Raw genomic sequence first — 21,756 nt, forward strand, 5'->3', positions numbered from 1 at the left:
TAAGTTCAGCAAGGGAGGATAAATAATGGGAATGGCAAAAAAAACAGTTAAGAAATCCACGGCGGCTGCTAAAACTACCACAAAGAAAAAAGCTGCCCCGAAAAAAAACACAAAGACAGCTGCAAAATCTAAAACTACTGTGAAAAAGACAGTAGCTAAAAAGGCAGCCCCAAAAAAAACTAAAGCTAAAAGCGAAAAAACAACTAAGAAAAAAATAACTCAGCAAGAAGTTGAAATAGTATCTCCGAGTAAAAAAATTAGGAAGGTAAAGGGGTATCCTAAAAAAGACTTAGAAGATTTTAAGGAAATCATTCTTCAAAAACGAAATGAGATCATTGAACAACTACAAAGTTTAAAAGATCAGATGATGGATCCGACTACAGGACAATACGTAAATGAAAGTTCTCCTTATTCGTTACATATGGCTGAACAAGGTACTGATGCAATGGAGAGAGAAAAGCTTTATTTGTGGGCTCAAAGAGAAAACAAATTCCTGACCTATCTTGAAGAAGCTCTCCAAAGAATTGAAAACGGTACTTATGGAATTTGTATTGATTGTATCGATGAACCGCAAAATTTATGTCCTACTTGTCCATTAATTCCTAAAGAAAGATTAAAAGCTGTTCCTCATACACAGCATTGTTTACAAGTAAAGCAGAAGATGCAAGGTAAGTGATAATTTTTATTAGGATAATGACTTGAGGATATTATACGTTTCATTGTTCATTTTGATTACTGATCAAATATCCAAACTTGCAGTAAAGGGATTCAATATTCCATTCTTGAATCTTAAGCATGAAGGGATGAATCTGGGCGAAAGTTTTTCCGTTATTGGTGATTTCTTCCGAATTACTTTTGTTGAAAATCCCGGAATGGCGTTTGGTATTAATGTCGGTGTAAATTCTAAATTGTTGTTATCACTATTTTCCTTTATCGCTTCAATCGGACTTATCTATTACATTTACAAAATTAAGAATGAATCTTATGTAAACCGACTATCACTTGCACTAATACTGGGCGGCGCACTCGGTAATTTTATCGATAGAGCATTCTACGGTGTTTTTTACGATTACGCTCCTTTAATGTATGGACGTGTAGTTGATTTTTTTCAAGTTGAATTTTGGGATTTCACAATTTTTGGTAAGACTTATGAAACCTGGCCGATATTTAATGTTGCCGATGCATCAGTTACGGTGGGTGTTATATTAATGCTTATTTTCCATGGACGTATTTACGATGAAAAAGATAAATCTGAAACAGATGAAACAAAAGTAGATTTGGCGGAAGAAGAAAATTTAGATGGCAAAGATAATAACCGAAAAAATACTGAATCTCGAGATAACTGACGGTAAACGAAAAGAGAGGATAGATACTTACCTCGCTAATTCAATCGAAAACTCCACACGATCAAGAATTCAAAAATTAATAAAAGCCGAGCTTGTTACAGTTAATGGCAAATTAGTTAAACCGAATTATTTGGTTATCCCAGGTGATAAAATAGTTGTAAGGATTCCGGTCGCACCACGACCTGAATTTGTTGAAGCCGAAGAAATTCCTCTCGATATTTTATATGAAGATGACTATTTGCTGGTAGTTAATAAACCACCGGGAATGGTCGCACATCCTGCATTGGGTAATTATTCCGGAACACTCGTTAATGCACTTCTTCATCATACAGAAAATTTGAGTAAATACAATCAAGCTGCTCCGACTCGACCCGGGATTGTTCACCGGATTGATAAAGACACAAGTGGTTTGTTAATTGTTGCTAAGGATGAACACGTTCATGCTCAATTAGCAAAGCAGTTTGCAGCTCATACTTTGGAAAGAGAATATTGGGCGATTTGTTGGGGAATATTTAAGGATTCTACCGGTGAAGTAATAGGTAATATAGGCAGAAGCAAAAGAGATAGGAAAATATTTACGGTAAGTGAAACTGATGGGAAACATGCACACACATTTTATGAGGTTATAGAAGAATTTGAATTCGCCTCTCTGATAAAATTAAAGCTGAAAACCGGAAGGACTCATCAGATTCGTGTTCATATGTCCCACATTAATCACCCAATATTTGGGGATCCTACCTATGGCGGAAGAGTGATTGTTCATGGAAGCAATCTTCCCAAAATGAAATCTAGGATTCATAATTTGCTTGAAATTATGCCGAGACAAGCCCTTCATGCTAAAACTCTCGGATTTTATCATCCAATCAAAAAAGAAAAAATTTTAGTTGACTCTGAATTACCTGATGATATGAATTTACTCATAGACAAACTCCGAACATAAAATCACAGCATTTTTTATCTCTTTCTTCTATCTTTAACTTTATTCATAAAATTATATAAATATGTTCAATCCTTTTGACGTACTTAATCCAAATCTTATCATTTTTCTTGGTATGATAGGATTATTTTTAGGAATTGTATTTTTCTTTATCTTCATTAAACGCAGAATTTTTAAAATTATCGGTAGAGAAGAAAAAAAAATTCCGGGAGTAATGGGTAGTGCACGAAATTTAATTTCAATACTCCTATTAACAGCTATTGGTGGAATGCTTTTATTCCTTGGTTTCTTCTTTATTGCCTATCACAACTTTACAGATGAGATAACTGTTGCAACCGTTCAGGTTGAACCCATAAGTGATAAAAAGTGTAATTTATTGATTGAGGAATTTTTACAAGGCGACAAAATCAATAAATATCGTTTCGAGATAATCGGTGATCAATGGATGATCGAAGGTGATATATTAAAATGGGAAGATTATATGACTTTCCTTGGTCTCGATACAAGATATAGATTAAACAGAGTTAGAGGAAGATTTATAAAAACAGATGATGAAATTAAGAACCAACCTACAATTCACTCATTAGTGGAAGACGAAGAAGACTTTCTTTGGAATATTCTTTATGATATTGGGCATAAACTTCCGTTCGTTAATACAGTTTATGGTAATGCTGCATTTCAATTAACCGATAAGCCGAGAAAGTTTGAAGTCTTTGTAACTACCTCGGGTTTTGGTCTTCGTGAAGTAAAATGATTTAAACAAAAAAAAGACCCGGCAAAAATACCGGGTCTTTTCTAAGGGGTGTATAATACGTAATCTTACTTAACCAGTACCATTTTCTTAACTTGAACATGTTCATTAGTTGTAATTCTGTAGAAGTAGATACCTGAAGCATTGTTAGAAGCATTCCAATCAACACTGTAAGTACCCGCTGCTTTTTGTTCGTCAACTAATTTTGCAACTTCTCTACCTAAAGCATCATAAATTGTTAAACTAACTTCACTAGCTTTTGGAATAGAGAATTTAATTGTTGTAGATGGGTTGAATGGGTTTGGATAGTTTTGAGCCAAATTAAATTCAACCGGAATTTGACCGTCTTCTGGAGCTACATCACTGATTGTTCCTTTCAATACACCGATAGAAAGTTTTAACAATTCAACTGCAAATTCAGGATTATGCATACCAGCTGAACGATCTTCTTCAATTAATAAATAGTTCCATGCAGCTTGTGCTTGGACTTTTGTTACTGAAGAATCTGTAATGGTTACATGACCTGCTCCGTCATTTGGTAGTAAGTCATAAAGAGTTTCTAATAATCCATGAACTTCTTCTTGTAAACCTTCATCAACACCGTCACCATCATGGTCAGCAATACCGTTTATATATAATTTCTTTTCGTTGAAATCTTCACCAACATCACCGTGACAAGGTTCGCAAACACCAACATTCGCAACTCCGTCTTCGGTTCTCATGTTGAAGGTGTGACCGCCTGCTAACTCAAAGTTACCGGCTTCATCAACCGGACCTTCGCCCATATGACAGCCAACGCATGCGTTTTCAATTGCTTGCAAGTGAGGAGAAGTTGGAACGTTATATCCCCAAGTTACAGCATTTTGACCTGTAAGTACATCACCTTGAGCACTGTAATGAGGGCCAAAGTGTGAGCTTAAGTTTCTTAAATAGTTATTTGTATAATCAACACCGTCTCTACGAGCTTTATGGCAAGTGATACATAATCTTCCTTCATTACCTAAAGTAACTTCATAACCATTTGTTAAGGTAGCCGAAACTAATCTTAATTGAGCATGATTTGAAGCATCATGAGGATCGTGGCATGTTGCACAAGTTATCGGAATTGCTGGAGGAGCAGCAGTAAGTGGTTGTTGACCACCTTTTACCCATTCAACAAAACCAGAACCACTATGACAATTAGCACATCCGGCTCTGCCGCCAGCATAACCTACGTTAGGACCTTTTGCATGAACTGAGAAATCCCATTGTGCAGGAAAATTATGATGTGTTCCTTGATCGTGGCACCATGCGCAATTTTCAGCATCGAGTGTAGTAACCATTGCATTGTTGCCGGTTTGACCGTAGTGATTTCCACCTGGACCATGGCAGCTTTCGCATTGAATTCTTCCCATTGCCATTGCTTCTGGATATTGTTGTACTAATTGATCCCATACACCAGGACCTAATTGAGCAGGAAATTCAAATGGATAATCATCAAATCCACCGTTTACAGCTGTCGGATTTGCATCATAACCTGTTGAGTGACATGCTAAGCATGATTCTCTAAAATGTGAACTTAATTCACCATTGAATCCTCTTTCAGTATCTGAGTAGTGACCTGTTTGTTGCCATTTGTCACCGATAAATCCATAAAGTGAATTATTGTGGCAATTCATACATGTAACTGAACCACCGTTTACGCCAAGGTACATAGCAGCATTAAAAGTAATGTCTGCAGTTAATCCTTGGTCACCAAATTCGATAACATATCTACCTGATTTGTCGGGGGTAAATTTTAAGTAGATAACATTATCACCTTCGGCTAATGTTTGAGTTAGAACTGTGTTTGAACCACTTGGTGCGACTGGCATTGTCCATACTGGATTAGTAAAAGTACCTGTGGTGGTAACTTTTAAATAAACCATTGTGCCAACACCAACACTTGTGAGCCCATTGTATGGATATTCAAAGAAATCATCAACTAGATCAAAAGAGATTAATCTAGGAGAGACTCCGTACGTATCCAAACGTAGGGTTTGGGCTGAAGTAAGACTGCACATCAGCACCATTGCACCTAGTAAAATGGTAAGTCTTTTTAACATACAAATACCTCCTGTTTGGGGAAATGAATTGATTTATGGTTATAAAACAACAAAGATAATACCATCTTTTTATTCTGTAGAAATACGAAGATTTTTGAAAGGTACGTCATTATCAAATTCCGATAATCAAGAAATTCTATTTTACTATTTATTTATTGTAAGAAAAATATCAGATAAATCGATAAAGAGATATAGGTCTCTCTTATCCATATATTTAATATAGTAATTATTTTTGAATAAAGTAAGACCTATTTAGTATATTTTGATCAAAAAAAATAACATTATGCTAATCTACAATACACTATCGCGAAAAAAAGAAGAATTTCAACCAACCGATCCACCAAATGTGACTATGTACGTTTGTGGACCTACTGTTTACGACTTTTTTCATATTGGAAATGCTAGATCGTTTATAATGGCGGATATTATCCGTAAATATCTTATTTACAAAGGATTCCATGTTAAATATGCGATGAATATCACCGATATTGATGACAAAATAATTAAAAAATCAAATGAACAGAATACAGAATCGTCCAAAGTTGCCGAAGAATTTACTGAAGCTTTTTTAGCTGATACAAAAAGATTAAATATTGCCGAAGCGGATATTTTCCCACGTGCCACAGCTCACATCGGTGAAATTATTAACATGATTGAATCCCTTATCAAAAATGAGATGGCTTATAATGTTGACGGTAATGTTTTTTATGATGTCTCAAAATTCGAAAACTATGGGAAACTCAGCGGTAAAAAATTGGATGAACTTATTTCCGGCTCGAGAATAGAAATTAACGATGAGAAAAAAAATCCTTTGGACTTTACATTGTGGAAAAAAGCGAAAGAAGGCGAGCCATTTTGGGAAAGTCCATGGGGTAAAGGCAGACCCGGTTGGCATATTGAATGTTCTGCAATGAGTACAAAACATCTCGGAGAAACAATTGACATTCATGCGGGGGGAAGTGATTTGATCTTTCCGCATCATGAAAATGAAATTGCACAAAGTGAAGGTGCCACTTCACATAAATTTGTTAAGTATTGGGTTCATTTTGGATTTTTAAATCTTCAAAATGAAAAAATGTCAAAATCACTAGGTAACTTTTTTACCGCGCGAGATATTTTAAAAACTTACTCTGCCGAAGTAATCAGAATGCTGTTTTCACAAACACATTATGCCGGTCCGCTTAATTTTAGTAATGACTTGTTGGATTCTGCCAAAAAAGGTTTGGAGAGATTAAACAATTTAGTTGATCTTGTGAATGAAAAAGTATCTGCTGGTAAATCCGGAGAGCAAATTGAATTTGATTTTGACAGATACTATTTCGGTTTTGAGAACTCAATGGATGACGATTTTAATACACCACAAGCAGTAGCTGTCATTTTCGATTATGTAAAATCTATAAATTCAATGGTAAGCAAAAATGAAAATATTGATGTGCAATTCTTTATTGATGTTAAAACTTTCTTAGAAAAGACAGCTCAAAATGTTCTTGGAATTGTGAATTTCGGTGAGACAAAAAAAATACAAAGTGATTCAAAAGAAAATGAATTGATTGACTTATTAATCAAAATAAGAACCGAAGCTAAACAAAATAAAAACTTTGCACTTGCCGATCTTATTCGTGATCAGTTAAATGAAATTGGATTCCAATTAGTTGATACAAAAAGTGGAACAACTTTCAAAAAAAAATAGAAACATAATTTTGTCAATAATATTTTTTATTATACTCTTAATTATATTGTTCTTATCTTGGTTTTATATTTTCAACGTTTATGAAGTAAAAATAATAGAAACACAAGTAAGTTCTTTAAATTATACTGTTGAAATTATCCCGGTTAATTCGTTGGGAATTCAAGCCCCGTTTAGAAATCTTCAATATTCATATAAAGTTGAAGAGGGCAGTGAAAGTGTAGAAAAAATTATTGACTCGGGAAACGGAATAATAAATATTTATTTGAATGCTAATCCAGGCAAAGTTAAATTAAGAATCGAAACTAATAAGACACAAAATTTTTCGTTAATAGAAATTCCATCTAACAAAACGGAATAGAGATGAAAAAATTTTTATTACTCACCTTGTTATTATCTTTAACAATTTTTGCTCAAGGTACCGCTGGAACAGATGCAAAATATGAGTATCGTTCGTTAATCGATCTTCCATCAGCGGGAATTTTAGAAAAAGGTTTTGTAGGTGTAAGTGCTGATGTTCTTCCGTTTGGAGTTCTTATTGCAAAAATTGAAGTCGGCGTTTTTGATAATTTTAGTTTTGGCATTTCATATGGCGGAGGAAATATTATTGGATCCGGTAAAGTTGATTGGTATAAACTCCCGGGAATAAATGTTAGGGCAAGATTAGTTGATGAGACCGAAAGTATTCCGGCATTTACATTAGGATTCGATTCTCAAGGAAAAGGATTTTACGATGAAGATATAAATCGATTCGAAATTAAATCACCGGGTTTTTACGTTGCCGCTTCCAAAAATTTTGAATTTCTCGGATACTTAAGTCTTCACGCGATCGTTAATTATTCGCTCGAAAGAGATGATGATGACAAAGATTTAAACCTTGGAATCGGATTTGAAAAAACAATTGGTGGAAAAGTTTCTTTAGTTGGTGAATATAATTTTGCCATCAATGATAATACAATCAAAGCTTACGGTGATGGAAACGGTTACATGAACTTTGGAATTCGCTGGTCAGTGGGTGAAGGCTTTACTGTTGGATTGGATTTACGTGATATGCTGGATAACAAAAAAATCAACAGCAATAAAGCTGATCGTGCAATTTTTGTGGAGTTCATTAAATCAATTTTTTAGTGTAGTAAATAATATACACTAGCGTTTAACATCTTAGACACACATCTATCATTTCTGATCATGTCCCCCGTTTTTGCATCTTTTCATAGGCATAGTATTTGTTAACTTAATATTAGTAAATGAAGTGTAATTAAAACTAAGAGGTATCGTGATGAAATTTTTACTAAGGACAAGCTTAATAATCATCATATCTTCTATTTTCTTCTCAGGCTGCTATACTCAACTGGCAGTTAGGGGATATGATGATCGTACTGCTGTTGCAACATACGAAGATGATACATATTACGAGGATTATGATTCTACAACATATTATGATGAATCCTATGAATATTATGACGATTCAGGTGAGTATTACGTTGTTGACGATTATGATCATTATTGGAGACCGAATTATAGAAGATATTATTCAGGCTATTATCCAACAAGTCATTTTTATTTCAGCTATCGAAATTACTGGTGGGATTACTATTATTATTCACCATATATCTGGTATCCCGACCCCTGGTTTTACCCTGTTGCATATATAGGTTGGTGGGGATATTCATATTATCCATATCACCATTATGGTTACTATGGACATTACGGAAATAATTATCCATATAATAACGGTTATAAATATAGAACAAACACTTATACTGGATTAAGAGATAATGGTAGAGGTCGTGGAACAGACGGTGGTAGAGGTAGAATAGATGATGGTGGAGGAATGCGCGGTGGAATAACTGATGGTGGTAGAACTGTTGAGACGGGCAGAAACGGAACAACTACCGGAACTATAAATGACAGAGCGAAAGTAATTAATGAGCAACCAACACGACGACCCGATGTAAGAACAGGAAGGACAACTGATACTCGACCAAGTACAAGACCTGAATCAGGTAGAAAAATTGATGAGGGTAGAAAAGCAATTCCTCAAGCACGAAAAAAAGTCGGCGAAGTAACAACCAAAGATTCTAGAAGATATGATGTCGGGACTCAATCTACAAGACCGTCAACTCCTGCTCCATCAACGAGAAACGCAACACCTAGAAGTCAGACTCCTAGTCAACGTTCTTACGTTCCGCAGACGAAACGTGTTCCTGAGAAACCAAAGGCTAATTCAGGAAGGACTTACAAGAGTCCGAAAAGAGACAATTCAGCCGCAAGCACCTCAAGATCAAATTCGTCTTCTCCAAGTCGTTCATATAGTGCTCCGTCAAATTCAAGCAGAAGTTCTAGCACTTACTCTAGTCCGAGCAGTTCTTCATCTTCGAGATCAAGTGGAACAAGATCATCCTCCAGTAACAGTTCATCAAGCAGTAAGGGAAGGAAGTGATAAATACAGATTTTGATAAATGTGGGAGTAGTTATGAAAAAAATCTCTAATTTCTTGATCATGTTACTAGTCTTATTTGTAACTACAAGTCATTCACAAACAATTAATGATGCTCTTAGATTAGCTTTCCCCGGACTTGGTTCGAGTGCAAGAGCATTAGGTATGGGAAATGCATATAATGCACTGAGTTATGATTATAGTGGATCACTATTTAATCCTGCTGGACTTGGAACAGCAAGTAATTTAGAATTCAGCGGTTCTTTTATTTACAACTCACTTGATAACAACACAGACTTTTTTGGTACTCAATCTGACTTTACAAATAACAGTACAAACCTTTCGCAAGTGGGATTTGTTTTTCCATTGCCAACCGCTCAAGGCAGTTTAGTTTTTGGATTGGGATTTAATCAAAGTAAGAATTTTAATTCGGCAGTTAAGTTTGATGGATTTAATGATGGTAATACTTCCATGATTCAATCACTGCTTGGATTTGGTGATGTCTCATATCAACTTTATTTAACAGATACAACCGGAACCCAAACTCCAATAAATGGCAGATTAAACCAAAGCGGGGATATTATTGATGAAGGTAAGTTAAATAATTGGGCATTATCCGGAGCTATAGAAGTTGCAAAAGGTGTTTTTGTGGGGGGTACTCTTAATATTATTTCCGGAAACTATAAATCTGATAGAAGATATTACGAAGACGATACAAGAAATATTTACAACTCGTCTGTCTGGACTGATCCTTCTGAACCTTTCACGGCCGACTTCCAGTCATTTTATGTTAATGATGTTCTTGATTGGGATATATCCGGTTGGGATTTCAAGTTTGGTTTATTGTATCGATTCCCTCAATTTTTAAAGATAGGTGCAACTATAAAATTCCCTACTCAATATACCATAAAGGAAAAATATTATGTTGAAGCAAGAAGTGAATTCGGAACAGGTACATCAGTTGACATGGATCCGATACGTAATGAAATTGAATATGACATTACAACACCATTCGAATTTACAGGAGCGATTGCATATGAAATAGCCGGTTTAACTTTGTCGGCTGAAGGAACATTTATTGATTACACTCAAATGGAATTCGGTGACGGTTTGGATGCTGGATTAGTTAGTCAAAATAACAGAGATATTAAAAGTGTTTTCCGGTCTGTTTTAAATTATAATGTTGGACTCGAGTATAAACTTCCGTATCCATTTGTTTCTTTAAGAGGCGGTTTTATTATGCAGCCTTCGGCTTATGATAATGATCCTTCGGAATTTAATAGAAAATATTTCACAGCGGGAATTGGTTTGATGCCCAATAAAACTCTTTCACTTGATTTGGCTTATGCCAGAGGTTGGTGGCAGAATATTGGAGATAATTACGGTGTAAACGATTCACGAACCTATCAAGATATTACAACTGATAATTTTATTATGACAATAAAATATTTGTTTTAAGTTAATCTTAGTTGATTGACTTCATTTACTAGGCACCTTATTTTTTATAAGGTGCTTTTTTTATTTGGAGTAATTTGAAAAAAGGTAGAATTGTTAGAATAGAGAGTAAAGATTATTACGTTTTATCGGACCAAGATAAAATTGTAAGATGTTATCTTCGTGGTAAATTCCAAAAAGAATTTGAATTAAAGAAAGATAAACTCTTCACTTTAGATATCGCCGCAGTTGGTGATTTCGTAAAATTCTCTAAGAACGAAGACGGAACCGGAGCAATTGAAAAAATTGAAGAAAGAAAAAATCATATTTCCCGCAAAGCTCCCAAAATTAAAGGCGCAAGTTATCGAGGACAAAGACTTGAACAAATCGTATGTGCTAACGTTGATAATTTATTCATCGTAACCAGCATTAAAAAACCTTCATTCAATAATCGATCTGTCGATAGACTTTTAGTTACTGCCGAAAGTTCGCATGTAAAACCATTTCTTATCATCAACAAAGTTGATCTCGACAAAAACGATTCAGCTCAAAAATGGAAAGAGTTTTATGAGGAAATCGGTTATACTGTTTTTGTAACATCAACTGAAGTTGAAATTGATTCATTTGCAAAAATTGAAAGTGAGTTGGAAGGAAAAGTAAATCTTTTCTGGGGTCATTCGGGTGTGGGTAAGTCGTCAATTCTTAATAAGATTTTCCCGGAATTAAATTTTAAAGTAAAAAAAATAAGTGATCATTCTAACAAAGGAACGCACACAACTGTCACATCAAGAATGGAATTGGTCGGCAAAGATACATTTATAATCGATACTCCGGGTATCAGAGAAATTGATCCATACGGCATTACACAAGAGAATCTTTCACATTACTTCAATGAGTTTGTAAAATTCATTCATGATTGCAAGTTTAATACATGCACTCATCATCATGAACCCGGTTGTGCTGTTATTAAAGCCGTTGAAGCAGGAAAAATATCAGAGGAGAGATATATAAGTTATCTTAATATTCTGGATACCATTGAAGAAGATCTTTACTTTTGATTATGTTTAACAAAATTTATCATTTCCGATATAAATAATTTTACAATTTTATCGGGAACGCCATCAACGTGTAAAGATTTCAATCTCATATCGCATTGATCATTAACATAATCGATCAAAAAGAGTTCATCGTTTTTATCAAGAGCAAATTCGCTAGAAAAGTAATCCAATCCGGCAACCGCATTAATTTTTTGCATAGCAATTTCAATTTGTGGTATAACTTCGGGAAAAATATTTTTTGCGTCAATTTCTGAGTAAAGAAGTGTTTCATCATCCCAAAGCAGTGGAATAATTTTGCCGAAAAACCAGAGTACTCTAAACCAGGCTTTACTTCCTTTTCTTGTTATAGGATAGATTTTTTGCTGAACTAAATAACTATCATCTCGAAGTGTTTTCCTAGCCAAATTAATATCTTCTACTGAAGTTGCATTTTTTATTACTCCCTCACCCCCACCGGAATAATAAGCTGGTTTTATAATAAATGGAATCCCAATTTGCTGTAGATCTTCTTCCCCGATTGAAATGTTTTCTACTTTGTCTAATGGAGGAATTATAATTGTCTTTGGAATTTTTAATCCGGCATTGATCAATTTTTCCTGTACACGTGATTTATCAACCGCGGGATCAACTTTATGATATTCGTTTATTATTCTGCAATTACTATTTGTTAATAGTCTTGCTAACTCCAAAAAATTTTCATCTTCATCTGAAGCCCGATCGATATAAAAGCCGAACCTAAGTTTATCATTTCTTACATAATCGGTAATTTCATCGATGTTTTTTCTGTTAATAACGAAAGTTGAAAGCCCGTTTTCTTGGAACATTTTTTCGACTAACTGAGTAAACTCAATGTCATAAATCCAGGTATATGATATGGCTAAATCAAATTTCATTGTCTCTCAAATTAGAGCCAAAATTAGTCAATTAAGGTAATGATTTCAATTAAATTACCTTGTTATTATATCTGTATAAAACTATTTTTCAAATCAAATTAAGAAGAGAATTATGTATAAATATGTTTTAGTTTTTATTTCTGCTTTAATGTTTTTCGCATGCTCCAGTTCACAAGATCTTCAAGAGCAAAAAGAGATTTCTGAGGACGAAGTTAAAAATAAAGCCATCGCTCAAGAAATATTTATCGAAGGTTCCCTTAGTGAAATGAGGGGAGACTATGAATCTGCGGTTAATTATTATCAACAAGCATTAAAATTAGATCCGACTCCCGGAATTAATTTTGCATTGGCAAAAAATTTAATGAGAATCAAAAAATTACCCGCCGCATTAACTCATGCTAAAGAGGCAGTGAAAAGTGAACCCAATAATAGTGAGTATAATTATTTACTTGCTACAATTTATCAAGTTGGTAATCAACCCGATTCGGCTGCTACTATTTATAATAATATTATCGCAAATGATTCAACCGATGAACGAGCATATTATTCTTTGGCGCAAATTTACGAAACATCAAAACCCATCAAAGCTTTAGAACTTTATAACAAATTAATTGATATGATTGGTCCGGAATGGAATGTTCTCGTAAACATTGCAGATCTTAACGAAAGAATGGGAAATGTTGATGCAACAATAGAAACTCTAGAAGAATTAATAAAAGTTGATCCTAATAATTTGCAAATGAAGAAACTGCTTATTGAGTCCTACTTAAAAACTGAAAATTATGAAAAGTCATTGAGTATGTCGGATCAATTATTACTTCAATTTCCCGATGATACAAATCTACTCGAGTACCGTGCTAATTCATTGGTACAATCTGGCAGATGGGAAGAAGGTGCTGAAGAATACATGAAATTGAGTAAACGCGAAGATATGCCATTGCAATCAAAGATTCATATCGGTGGAGCCTTTTTTGCAAGAGCACAGAATGATTCACTATCACTCCGACGTGCAAAACAAATTTTTACCGAAATTGATTCGGACACAACTCACTGGCAGATAAAATTATTCTTAGCTCAAATAGCAATTGAGGAAGGTAATGATTCGCTTGCAGTTGAGAATTATAAGAAATCTTCTGAACTGGCACCCTGGAATCCTCAAATATTAATGTCGCTTGGCGGACTCCTCTTCGATTCAGCTAAATATGAAGAAGCAATCAAAGTTCTTGTACCGGCATTGGAAAGATTTCCTGATGAATTCGTGTTGAATTTAATATTGGGACTTTCTTACACACAGACAAATAAAAGTAAAGAAGCAGAGCCATATTTAAAGAAAGCATTACTACTTAATCCTGATGATTTCACCGGACTTTATGCTTACGGTGTAACCCTTAATCAACTTAAAAAGGAAGAAGAAGCACTAATATATTTGGATAAAGCACTTGAACAAGAACCACATAACGTATCGTTGATAGGGACTATCGGATTGATTCATGAAAATCTCGGTAACTCTGAGAAATCGGCTGAGTTGTATGAGCAAGCATTATTAATAGATTCAACAAACGCCTTAGTATTAAACAATTATGCCTATGCGTTAGCCGAACGAAATGTTGATTTGGAAAGAGCACTTAAGTATGTATCAAAAGCACTCGAGTTTGATTCGACAAATTCTTCTTATTTAGATACGATTGGCTGGGTATATTTCAAGATGGGTGAATATGAGAAAGCAAAATATTATATTGAACAATCTTTAGAAACCGGACCTGATAACGCGGAAGTGACAGATCATTTGGGTGACGTTTATTATATGCTGAATGAAAAATCTAAAGCTAGGGAATTGTGGGAAAGCGCATTTGAGTTAGACCCGGAAAGAGAAGGCTTAAAAGAAAAAATTGAAAAGGGGAGTTTGTGAAAAAGAAATTTGTTCGTTTTACGGTTTACTTGTTGATATTCCTTTCGGCTGCAATAGTTTTTAATTCGTGTGTACCTTCAAAACCTGTTGACGAAGAACGTATTCTTCCGGCTGACCGGCTAATAAAAAAACTTGAAGCAAATCGAAGAAAAATAAAAACTTTCTCCGGAAGTGGAACAATTAACATTGAAAGTCCTCAGCTAACAGCTAAGGCAAGTTTCCAAGTCGTGATAAAGAAACCGGATTCAATGCAAATTTCTTTTTATGGGCCTTTTGGAATTGATCTTGCACAAGCAGTAGCAACTAAACGTGATTTTCTTTTTTATGATGTGATTAACAATAGAGTTTACAGAGGAATTACAAAAAATTTATCATTAAAAAATATTTTTAAAGTTGATCTTACTTTTGAAGAACTTATGGATGCATTTGCCGGTGCCGTAGATTTAACTGATAAATTACGTCGAGAACCTGATGATCTTTTTGTTAAAAATGATACTTACTACTTAACTTATTCTGATGATATTACCGGAAGAAACAGTATATATGAAATTTTAATTGATGATCTTGCCATCACAAAGTATAAAATAATTGAGCAGCCGTCGAACTCAATTCTAGAAGGAGCTTACCGTGACTTTGATAACTTTGAAGATGTTCCGCTTCCTTATAAAATCAACGTAAACTATAAATTGATGAAACAAGATATCAATATTGAATACAGAAGTATAAAAGTTAATCAAGATATAGGGAAATTAACTTTTACAATTCCAGAGGATGCCGAAATAATTGAATGGTAAAAGTGATAAAACAATACCTTATTATTTTTGTTTTGCTATCGCTCCCAATCTTTTCACAAAGTAATGAAGAGATCGAAGAGCAGAATAAAGTTTTACAAGACTTACGTTCTGAAATCACCTCATTACAAAGCAAATTAAATCAACTTTCCGATCAAGAGAAAAAATCGTTAAACGCACTACAAAATTTAAATCAGCAAAGTCTGCTTATAAACCAAGTAATAACTCGATTAAAAAATGAAGAAGCTCAAAAAGAAAGAGAGATCGTTTCTTTGAGTAACCAGATTTCTGTTTTAGAAAGTGAAATCTCAAAGCTTAAGAAAGACTATTCGCGTTATATCGTATGGGTTTATAAAAATCAAAAAGGTAGTTTTTTAAAATTTCTCTTAAACGCTGAATCGATTAACCAAGCGCTCATACGCTATAAATATTTGAGTTACATTTCTGATGAAAAAGAAGAGACGTTGAATCAGCTTGTGGATAAAAAAGAAAAGTTTACAAAATTGGTTGCTCAAAGAGAAATAGAGCTAAAAGAAAAAGTCAGACTAGTTGCAGAAAAAGAAAATGAACAAAGAACTTTGGATGATAAAAAAATTGCAAGTCAATCAATTATTGATAATTTGAAAAATGACCAAAACGCAGTTCTCAAGGAAATTGAAGATAAACGACGTGCAGAAATTCAAATCAAAAATATAATTGCAAAATTAATTGAAGATGAACGTAAAAGATTAGAAGAAATGCGTTTGGCTAGAATGAACGATGAGAAAGTCATGTTTGAATATAATTACGACGACTTTGAAAACTTTGCCAATCTCGAAGGAAGAATGAATTGGCCCGTTCGCTCAGGAAGTATTATCCGTAACTTTGGCGAAAATAGAAATGTGAAATTAAATACAGTTACCTTAAATTACGGTGTAGATATTGTAACTGACATAAGCGAATCTGTATATTCGGTTGCAGAAGGTATAGTCTCCGCAATTGAGTGGATACCCGGTTACGGCAGTGTGGTCATAATAACTCACAAAAATAATTTTAGAACAGTTTACGGTCACGTAGCTGACATTAATGTAACAGAGGGACAAAAAGTTAATGGCGGAACCGTAATCGGAAAAGTAAACCCAAGCTTAGAAGGAAATATCTTACACTTTGAGATTTGGAATGAAAGGAATTATCAGAATCCCGAAGTTTGGTTGGTTAGGAAATAATAACTGAAATTATTTTGATAAAAAAATTAGCTATAAATTTCTCTTCTCTAACCATTTTACAGATCAGTAATTATGTTATCCCGTTAATTACATTTCCTTATTTAGTTCGTGTTTTGGGCCCGACTAATTTTGGATTGGCAAACTTTGCTTTTGCCTTTTTAGTTTACTTTAATACCGTTATAGAATTTGGTTTTAATTTTTCATCTACCCGCGAGATAGCTCAACTAAAAGATGACAAAAACAAAATTAATCAACTTTTTAATCTTACCTTTTTCAGTAAAATTATTTTACTTATCCCAATTTCAATTTTGTATTTTATTCTGATTTCTATAATTCCATTCTTTAGTGAAAACTACTTAATATATACGATTGCATTTTTATCAATAATCGGCAACTTATTATTCCCGGTTTGGTTTTTCCAGGGTATTGAGAAAATGTATTACATAACAATCTTCAATATTTTCTTTAGGATAATAGGTGTTGTGTTTATTTTTTTATTTGTGATAGAAGAGAAAGATTTGATAACATATTTGTTAATTACCTCCGGTGTTCTAGTGTTGACCGGAGCTTTTTCTATTTACTTTTTGTTACAGCAAAAATTAGTTGACTTAGCTATTCCGAAGTTTGCATCTATTAAACAACATTTAAGTGAAGGGTTTAATTTATTCTCATCTCAATACTTAATAATGCTTTATACTACATCAAATACATTTATTCTGGGATTGATAAGTGGTAACACTGCAGTAGGATTTTTTACGGGTGCGGATAAAATTCGTTCAGCTGTTCAGAATATAGGGGGAATTGCCGGACAAACAATCTTTCCGCATATATCTAATTTGTTTCGGGAAAGTAAAGTCTCGACTATAAAATTTCTTAAAAAATATTTAATAGTTATTGGAATACCGGCATTTTTACTAAGCACTTTTCTTTTTTTATTTAGCGAAGAGTTGATCCTTCTTATATTGGGGGAGCAATATTTAAGCTCAGTTCAAATATTAAAATGGCTGGCTTATCTTCCTTTCATTATATTCTTAAGTAACGTTTTTGGAATACAATTTATGCTTGGTCAAGGATTTGATAGTGAGTTCAGAAAAATTATCTTTATTGGCGCAATACTGAATTTACTTTTATTAATAAATTTTGTTCCGCGATATGGAGCAGAAGGTACAGCAGCTAGTATGCTGATTACTGAAATAGCAATCACATTATTAACATTCGCATTTGTTATCCGACATAAAAATGAAATATGATTATCTTATAGTCGGAGCGGGTTTTGCCGGGTCAGTTATGGCAGAACGATTAGCTTCTCAACTAAACAAAAAAGTGTTAGTTGTGGAGAAACGTGGACATATTGCAGGTAACGCATATGACGAATATGACGAACATGGGATCTTAGTTCATCGTTATGGACCGCATATTTTTCATACAAACAGTAAAAAAGTTTTCGATTACTTAAGTCAATTTACCGAGTGGATTACTTATGAACACAAAGTTCTGGCAAAATTAAACGGAAGTTTGTACCCAATTCCTATTAATAGATTAACAGTCAATAAACTTTATCAAAAGGATTTTACAACAGAAAAAGAAGTGGCAGAGTATTTTGAATCAGTAAGAGAGAGAAGACACCCAATACTAAATTCTGAGGATATCATTGTCAATCAAGTTGGAGTTGATTTATTTGAGAAATTTTTCAGATATTATACAAAGAAACAATGGGACTTGGAACCGAGAGAATTAAACCCATCTGTTTGTGGCAGAATTCCGGTTAGAACAAATGATGATTGCAGATATTTTACAGATAAATTTCAATTTATGCCGAAGGATGGATACACAAAAATGTTTGAAAAGATTTTATCACATAAAAATATCGAAGTCGTTTTGAATACAGATTTTAAGGATATAGTAGAAGGAGTTAAATTTGATAAAATGATCTACACCGGACCGATTGATTATTTTTTTGATTATCAATTTGGAAAACTTCCTTATAGATCGATTAGGTTTGAGTGGGAGACATTGGAAACTTCTGACTATCAACGAGCCCCGGTGATTAATTACGTAGATGACTCATTTGAATTTACACGCGTGACAGAATACAAAAAACTAACGGGACAAAAAAATAATTACACAACAATAACAAGAGAATACGCATCTACAAAAGATGATCCTTATTATCCAATTCCAACGAAAGGTAATCAGCAATTATATCAGAAATATTTTGGAGAGAGTTCTAAACTTAAGAGTGTTTCTTTCTTAGGCCGACTTGCAGAATATAAGTATTATAATATGGATCAGGTGGTAGCAAGAATCTTACAATAAATTACTATGAAAATATGTGCTGTGGTTGTAACATATAATCGATTGAGTGAATTAAAGAAATGTATTAATTCACTAAAAATGCAAACAAGAAAACTGGATTCGATTTTAGTTATCAACAATTCCAGTACTGATGGAACTCTAAATTGGTTGAAAGTACAAGAAGAAATAGAGTTTAGCACACAACCAAATTTGGGAGGTGCTGGAGGTTTTCATACTGGAATAAAAATAGCGTATGAAAAGGGTTTTGATTGGGTGTGGTGTATGGATGATGATGGGTATCCATTAAGAGATTGTTTGGAAAATTTAGTTCGCTCAATTAAATTATGTACTAATATAGATATTGTAGGCCCGTTAGTTGTCCCCATGAGTAAATCAAACATTTTATCGTTCCAGACTCCATTTTTTGATAATAATTGTAATGAAAAATCTAGTACCATTTTAGTAGAAGAAATAAAAAAAAGGGCAGTTAATAATCTTTATAAGTGTCATGCAGTTTTTTTCAACGGTGTTCTAATTAATAAGAACACTATTGTTAAAGTAGGTTTCCCAGAGGAAAAATTTTTTATGTACGGGGATGAAATAGAATATTATCAAAGAATTATAGAAAATGGATTTGGTGTTTTCACTAATATCGAAGCACTTTTTATTCATCCTATGAATAAATTCAAAATAATTAAATTCCTGAATCAAGATATTTTTGATGGAAAATATGACTGGAAAGCATACGTATATATTCGTAATAGAATATATCTGCATAATAAAAAATATCACGGTTTTGCACTTAAATTTATTCTTTCACAGTTAATTTATGTACTTAGAATGCGAAAAATTACTGTGTTAAAATTAGTATTATTAGCTTATTTTCATGGCATAAATGCCAACTTCGATTATGATTATAAAGAACTAAAATGAGAATTCTTCTATTAGGAAGATATAATCCGTCTGAAGTACTTGCTGGTCCAGAAAAATTTGCTAAAAGATTATACCATAATTTATTAGCGCAAAAAATAGAATGTGAATTTGTAGAATATTTTTTTGACGGTAAAAAGTATTCATTATCCAAAAAGTTATTTGGGAATGATACATTAATTTTAAATTCCGTAAAAATTTTCAGGCTGGGTTTGGTTCCATTTTTTTTATTTTTAGTTAAACGAAAGCCACAAATTATTCATCTCGTTACGTATGAACGATTCGAATTTATTGCTTATTTATATTCTTTTTTTGCAAGAACTCAAATATTATTTTCAGTGCATGGATTTGTTAACTATGAAAATCATTCATTAGTGTCAAGAAAAGTGGTTTCTACTTTAAAAATAAAAGATAAATTATTCGAATATATCTTTATGATAAAGTCCGACCAAATCCATATCCCATCAGACCAGTATAAAAAAAAGTTGTTGGAATTATATAAGCTAAACGAAACAAAAGTAATAGTTATACCTAACGGTGTTGATGAAGATTTTTTTGTAAGTAAACTGAATAATATTAAGACTCACAACAAAATGAAAACCGTATTTATTGGTGATGAATATCGTCAAGAAAAAGGTTTAGAGTTTTTACTTAAAAATATAGAGAACATTAATGAATATTCAGAAGTATACCTGCTAGGTGATGTTTTTACATCAAAAAACAACTATAAAGATTTACACATTGTTCCAAAGATGTCGAAAAGCGACATGAAGAATTTATTTATTCAAATGGATATTATTTTATCATGCAGTTATTATGATTTATTTTCAATTTCAGTCTTAGAAGGGGCGGCAATTGGATTATTCCCAGTCCTTACTCGAGAAACAGGCATATCGGAATTATTTCTAAAATTAAATATTGGAGAAGTTTTCGACTATAGTGATAGCGAATCCTTTGTAAATATATTTCAGAAATTATTCTTTAATAGATCTTTGTTGGAAAAACACATTCAGAATAAAGATGTTCTACAAAAATACAGTTGGAAAAATATTTCAATTTCTTTCCAGGACTTGTATTATCAGATGTTAATATCACAATGAACTTTATGCCAATATCGATGGAATTATCAATATTAATTATTACACACAATTCAGAAGGGTATATTAAAAATTGCCTTAATTCCATTTTTGCTTCAAAATCTAATCCTGACATGGAGGTAATAATTGTAGATAACTTTTCTAGCGACAAGACATTAGATACAATTCAAAGTACAGATTCCCCCGTTAAAATTATTCGGAATAGAGAAAACATTGGCTTTGCAAAAGCTAATAATCAAGCAATGAAAATTGCAAAAGGGAAATATATCTTTCTATTGAATCCAGATACTGAAATTGATTCTGATGCCTTAGAAATATTTTATAATTATCTGGAAGATAAAGATAATGCTAATGTTTGGTGCGTTGGCGGACAGTTAGTTGATGAAAATGGGAATCCTTCTAAATCATATGGAAGATTTCCTAATTTATTAGATGTACTAATTGAGCAATTTGGAATAAAAGGAATAGCATTAAAAATTTTTGGACAAAAATGGATTTCGCGAAATCGCTGGATAGGAAATGAAATAATAGTACCTTTTATTATGGGCTGTAATATGTTTATAAGAAGAGAAACCTTGGATAAGATCGGACATTTTAATGAGTCTTTTTTCTTGAACTATGAAGAAGTTGAATTGAGTTGGAGAGCAAAACAAAAGGGTTCTAAAAGTGTAGTATTGCCTCAAGTTGTCATAAAACATTACTCAGGAAAGTCATTCACAAACTTGAAAGAGTATCTGAATCATTTGTGGTTAGGACAAGTCTACTTTTTCAAATTTACCCGGGGGAAAGTATATTTTAAATTAGTTAAACTAATTCATTTAATTGGATCATTACTGAGGCACATGTTAAAAATGGATAAAAACTATCTGTCTCAGTTTAGAAATATAAAAGCAATATAA

General features: G+C 33.2%; 20 protein-coding genes. 18 read left to right on the top strand and 2 right to left on the bottom strand.

The features are described from left to right. The first annotated feature begins 25 nt into the window (after positions 1–25). The 4 genes from QY331_05020 to QY331_05035 all read left to right on the top strand — a co-directional run bounded on the left by QY331_05020 (position 26) and on the right by QY331_05035 (position 3,037). Positions 26–676: a conjugal transfer protein TraR gene (locus QY331_05020; GenBank protein WKZ70615.1), complete on the top strand. Its 651-nt coding sequence runs from the start codon at positions 26–28 to the stop codon at positions 674–676. 22 nt (positions 677–698) lie between these two features. Then, positions 699–1,346 carry a signal peptidase II gene (gene lspA, locus QY331_05025; protein WKZ70616.1) on the top strand — a complete coding sequence of 216 codons (648 nt, stop codon included), beginning with the start codon at positions 699–701 and terminating at the stop codon, positions 1,344–1,346. Next, positions 1,300–2,286: an RluA family pseudouridine synthase gene (locus QY331_05030; GenBank protein ID WKZ70617.1), complete on the top strand. Its 987-nt coding sequence runs from the start codon at positions 1,300–1,302 to the stop codon at positions 2,284–2,286. Before lspA ends, QY331_05030 begins: the two co-directional genes overlap by 47 nt. 61 nt (positions 2,287–2,347) lie before the next feature. Beyond that, positions 2,348–3,037, top strand: coding sequence for a hypothetical protein (locus tag QY331_05035; protein WKZ70618.1), 690 nt, complete (start codon positions 2,348–2,350; stop codon positions 3,035–3,037). A gap of 65 nt (positions 3,038–3,102) precedes the next feature. Here the strand turns inward: QY331_05035 and QY331_05040 are convergent, their stop codons facing one another. Beyond that, the gene (locus tag QY331_05040; GenBank protein WKZ70619.1) at positions 3,103–5,118 is read right to left on the bottom strand and encodes a T9SS type A sorting domain-containing protein; all 2,016 of its coding nucleotides are present in this window, start codon (positions 5,116–5,118) and stop codon (positions 3,103–3,105) included. 283 nt (positions 5,119–5,401) lie between these two features. On the opposite strand from QY331_05040, the gene cysS reads away from it, so the two are divergent. From cysS to rsgA, 6 genes are all read left to right on the top strand, one after another. Further along, positions 5,402–6,808, top strand: a complete 1,407-nt coding sequence (gene cysS, locus QY331_05045) for a cysteine--tRNA ligase (protein WKZ70620.1) — start codon at positions 5,402–5,404, stop codon at positions 6,806–6,808. Between the two features lie 10 nt (positions 6,809–6,818). Further along, the gene (locus tag QY331_05050) at positions 6,819–7,166 is read left to right on the top strand and encodes a hypothetical protein (GenBank protein WKZ70621.1); all 348 of its coding nucleotides are present in this window, start codon (positions 6,819–6,821) and stop codon (positions 7,164–7,166) included. A gap of 2 nt (positions 7,167–7,168) precedes the next feature. After that, positions 7,169–7,933: a hypothetical protein gene (locus QY331_05055; GenBank protein WKZ70622.1), complete on the top strand. Its 765-nt coding sequence runs from the start codon at positions 7,169–7,171 to the stop codon at positions 7,931–7,933. A 151-nt stretch (positions 7,934–8,084) separates the two neighbouring features. Beyond that, positions 8,085–9,248 (top strand): hypothetical protein, encoded by a 1,164-nt coding sequence (locus QY331_05060; protein WKZ70623.1) that lies wholly within the window; start codon positions 8,085–8,087, stop codon positions 9,246–9,248. Positions 9,249–9,281: 33 nt separating this feature from the next. Continuing rightward, on the top strand, positions 9,282–10,703 hold the full coding sequence (locus QY331_05065) for a hypothetical protein (protein ID WKZ70624.1): 1,422 nt from the start codon (positions 9,282–9,284) through the stop codon (positions 10,701–10,703). A gap of 74 nt (positions 10,704–10,777) precedes the next feature. Beyond that, positions 10,778–11,737, top strand: a complete 960-nt coding sequence (gene rsgA / locus QY331_05070) for a ribosome small subunit-dependent GTPase A (GenBank protein ID WKZ70625.1) — start codon at positions 10,778–10,780, stop codon at positions 11,735–11,737. On the opposite strand, the gene QY331_05075 is transcribed toward rsgA, so the two are convergent. Then, positions 11,728–12,630: a hypothetical protein gene (locus tag QY331_05075; protein WKZ70626.1), complete on the bottom strand. Its 903-nt coding sequence runs from the start codon at positions 12,628–12,630 to the stop codon at positions 11,728–11,730. The genes rsgA and QY331_05075 overlap by 10 nt on opposite strands. 112 nt (positions 12,631–12,742) lie before the next feature. Between QY331_05075 and QY331_05080 the strand changes: the two genes are divergently transcribed. Genes QY331_05080 through QY331_05115 form a run of 8 tightly spaced genes read left to right on the top strand, consistent with a single transcriptional unit; the run spans position 12,743 to position 21,756 of the window. Next, positions 12,743–14,539: a tetratricopeptide repeat protein gene (locus QY331_05080; GenBank protein ID WKZ70627.1), complete on the top strand. Its 1,797-nt coding sequence runs from the start codon at positions 12,743–12,745 to the stop codon at positions 14,537–14,539. Continuing rightward, entirely contained in the window at positions 14,536–15,333 is a 798-nt protein-coding gene (locus QY331_05085; protein ID WKZ70628.1) for a DUF4292 domain-containing protein, read from the top strand. The genes QY331_05080 and QY331_05085 overlap by 4 nt, the downstream gene beginning before the upstream one ends. Further along, positions 15,327–16,535 (top strand): peptidoglycan DD-metalloendopeptidase family protein, encoded by a 1,209-nt coding sequence (locus QY331_05090; GenBank protein ID WKZ70629.1) that lies wholly within the window; start codon positions 15,327–15,329, stop codon positions 16,533–16,535. The genes QY331_05085 and QY331_05090 overlap by 7 nt, the downstream gene beginning before the upstream one ends. 14 nt (positions 16,536–16,549) lie before the next feature. Then, positions 16,550–17,785 (top strand): flippase, encoded by a 1,236-nt coding sequence (locus QY331_05095; protein WKZ70630.1) that lies wholly within the window; start codon positions 16,550–16,552, stop codon positions 17,783–17,785. Then, positions 17,775–18,851 (top strand): UDP-galactopyranose mutase, encoded by a 1,077-nt coding sequence (glf, locus tag QY331_05100; protein ID WKZ70631.1) that lies wholly within the window; start codon positions 17,775–17,777, stop codon positions 18,849–18,851. Before QY331_05095 ends, glf begins: the two co-directional genes overlap by 11 nt. A 6-nt stretch (positions 18,852–18,857) precedes the next feature. Continuing rightward, complete coding sequence (locus tag QY331_05105) at positions 18,858–19,763, top strand: glycosyltransferase family 2 protein (GenBank protein WKZ70632.1); 906 nt, start codon at positions 18,858–18,860, stop codon at positions 19,761–19,763. Continuing rightward, the gene (locus tag QY331_05110) at positions 19,760–20,860 is read left to right on the top strand and encodes a glycosyltransferase family 4 protein (GenBank protein WKZ70633.1); all 1,101 of its coding nucleotides are present in this window, start codon (positions 19,760–19,762) and stop codon (positions 20,858–20,860) included. Before QY331_05105 ends, QY331_05110 begins: the two co-directional genes overlap by 4 nt. A gap of 5 nt (positions 20,861–20,865) precedes the next feature. Further along, positions 20,866–21,756 carry a glycosyltransferase family 2 protein gene (locus tag QY331_05115; GenBank protein ID WKZ70634.1) on the top strand — a complete coding sequence of 297 codons (891 nt, stop codon included), beginning with the start codon at positions 20,866–20,868 and terminating at the stop codon, positions 21,754–21,756.

The sequence above is a fragment of the Melioribacteraceae bacterium genome (assembly GCA_030584085.1).
GTDB lineage: Bacteria > Bacteroidota > Ignavibacteria > Ignavibacteriales > Melioribacteraceae > SURF-28.

What these genes read in the sequence shown, in the direction of transcription:
- QY331_05020 (WKZ70615.1), top strand. Translation starts at nt 26, where the DNA reads ATGGGAATGGCAAAAAAAACAGTTAAGAAATCCACGGCGGCTGCTAAA.
- QY331_05030 (WKZ70617.1), top strand. Translation starts at nt 1,300, where the DNA reads ATGGCAAAGATAATAACCGAAAAAATACTGAATCTCGAGATAACTGAC.
- QY331_05035 (WKZ70618.1), top strand. Translation starts at nt 2,348, where the DNA reads ATGTTCAATCCTTTTGACGTACTTAATCCAAATCTTATCATTTTTCTT.
- QY331_05040 (WKZ70619.1), bottom strand. Translation starts at nt 5,118, where the DNA reads ATGTTAAAAAGACTTACCATTTTACTAGGTGCAATGGTGCTGATGTGC.
- cysS (WKZ70620.1), top strand. Translation starts at nt 5,402, where the DNA reads ATGCTAATCTACAATACACTATCGCGAAAAAAAGAAGAATTTCAACCA.
- QY331_05055 (WKZ70622.1), top strand. Translation starts at nt 7,169, where the DNA reads ATGAAAAAATTTTTATTACTCACCTTGTTATTATCTTTAACAATTTTT.
- QY331_05060 (WKZ70623.1), top strand. Translation starts at nt 8,085, where the DNA reads ATGAAATTTTTACTAAGGACAAGCTTAATAATCATCATATCTTCTATT.
- QY331_05065 (WKZ70624.1), top strand. Translation starts at nt 9,282, where the DNA reads ATGAAAAAAATCTCTAATTTCTTGATCATGTTACTAGTCTTATTTGTA.
- QY331_05075 (WKZ70626.1), bottom strand. Translation starts at nt 12,630, where the DNA reads ATGAAATTTGATTTAGCCATATCATATACCTGGATTTATGACATTGAG.
- QY331_05080 (WKZ70627.1), top strand. Translation starts at nt 12,743, where the DNA reads ATGTATAAATATGTTTTAGTTTTTATTTCTGCTTTAATGTTTTTCGCA.
- QY331_05090 (WKZ70629.1), top strand. Translation starts at nt 15,327, where the DNA reads ATGGTAAAAGTGATAAAACAATACCTTATTATTTTTGTTTTGCTATCG.
- glf (WKZ70631.1), top strand. Translation starts at nt 17,775, where the DNA reads ATGAAATATGATTATCTTATAGTCGGAGCGGGTTTTGCCGGGTCAGTT.
- QY331_05105 (WKZ70632.1), top strand. Translation starts at nt 18,858, where the DNA reads ATGAAAATATGTGCTGTGGTTGTAACATATAATCGATTGAGTGAATTA.
- QY331_05110 (WKZ70633.1), top strand. Translation starts at nt 19,760, where the DNA reads ATGAGAATTCTTCTATTAGGAAGATATAATCCGTCTGAAGTACTTGCT.
- QY331_05115 (WKZ70634.1), top strand. Translation starts at nt 20,866, where the DNA reads ATGCCAATATCGATGGAATTATCAATATTAATTATTACACACAATTCA.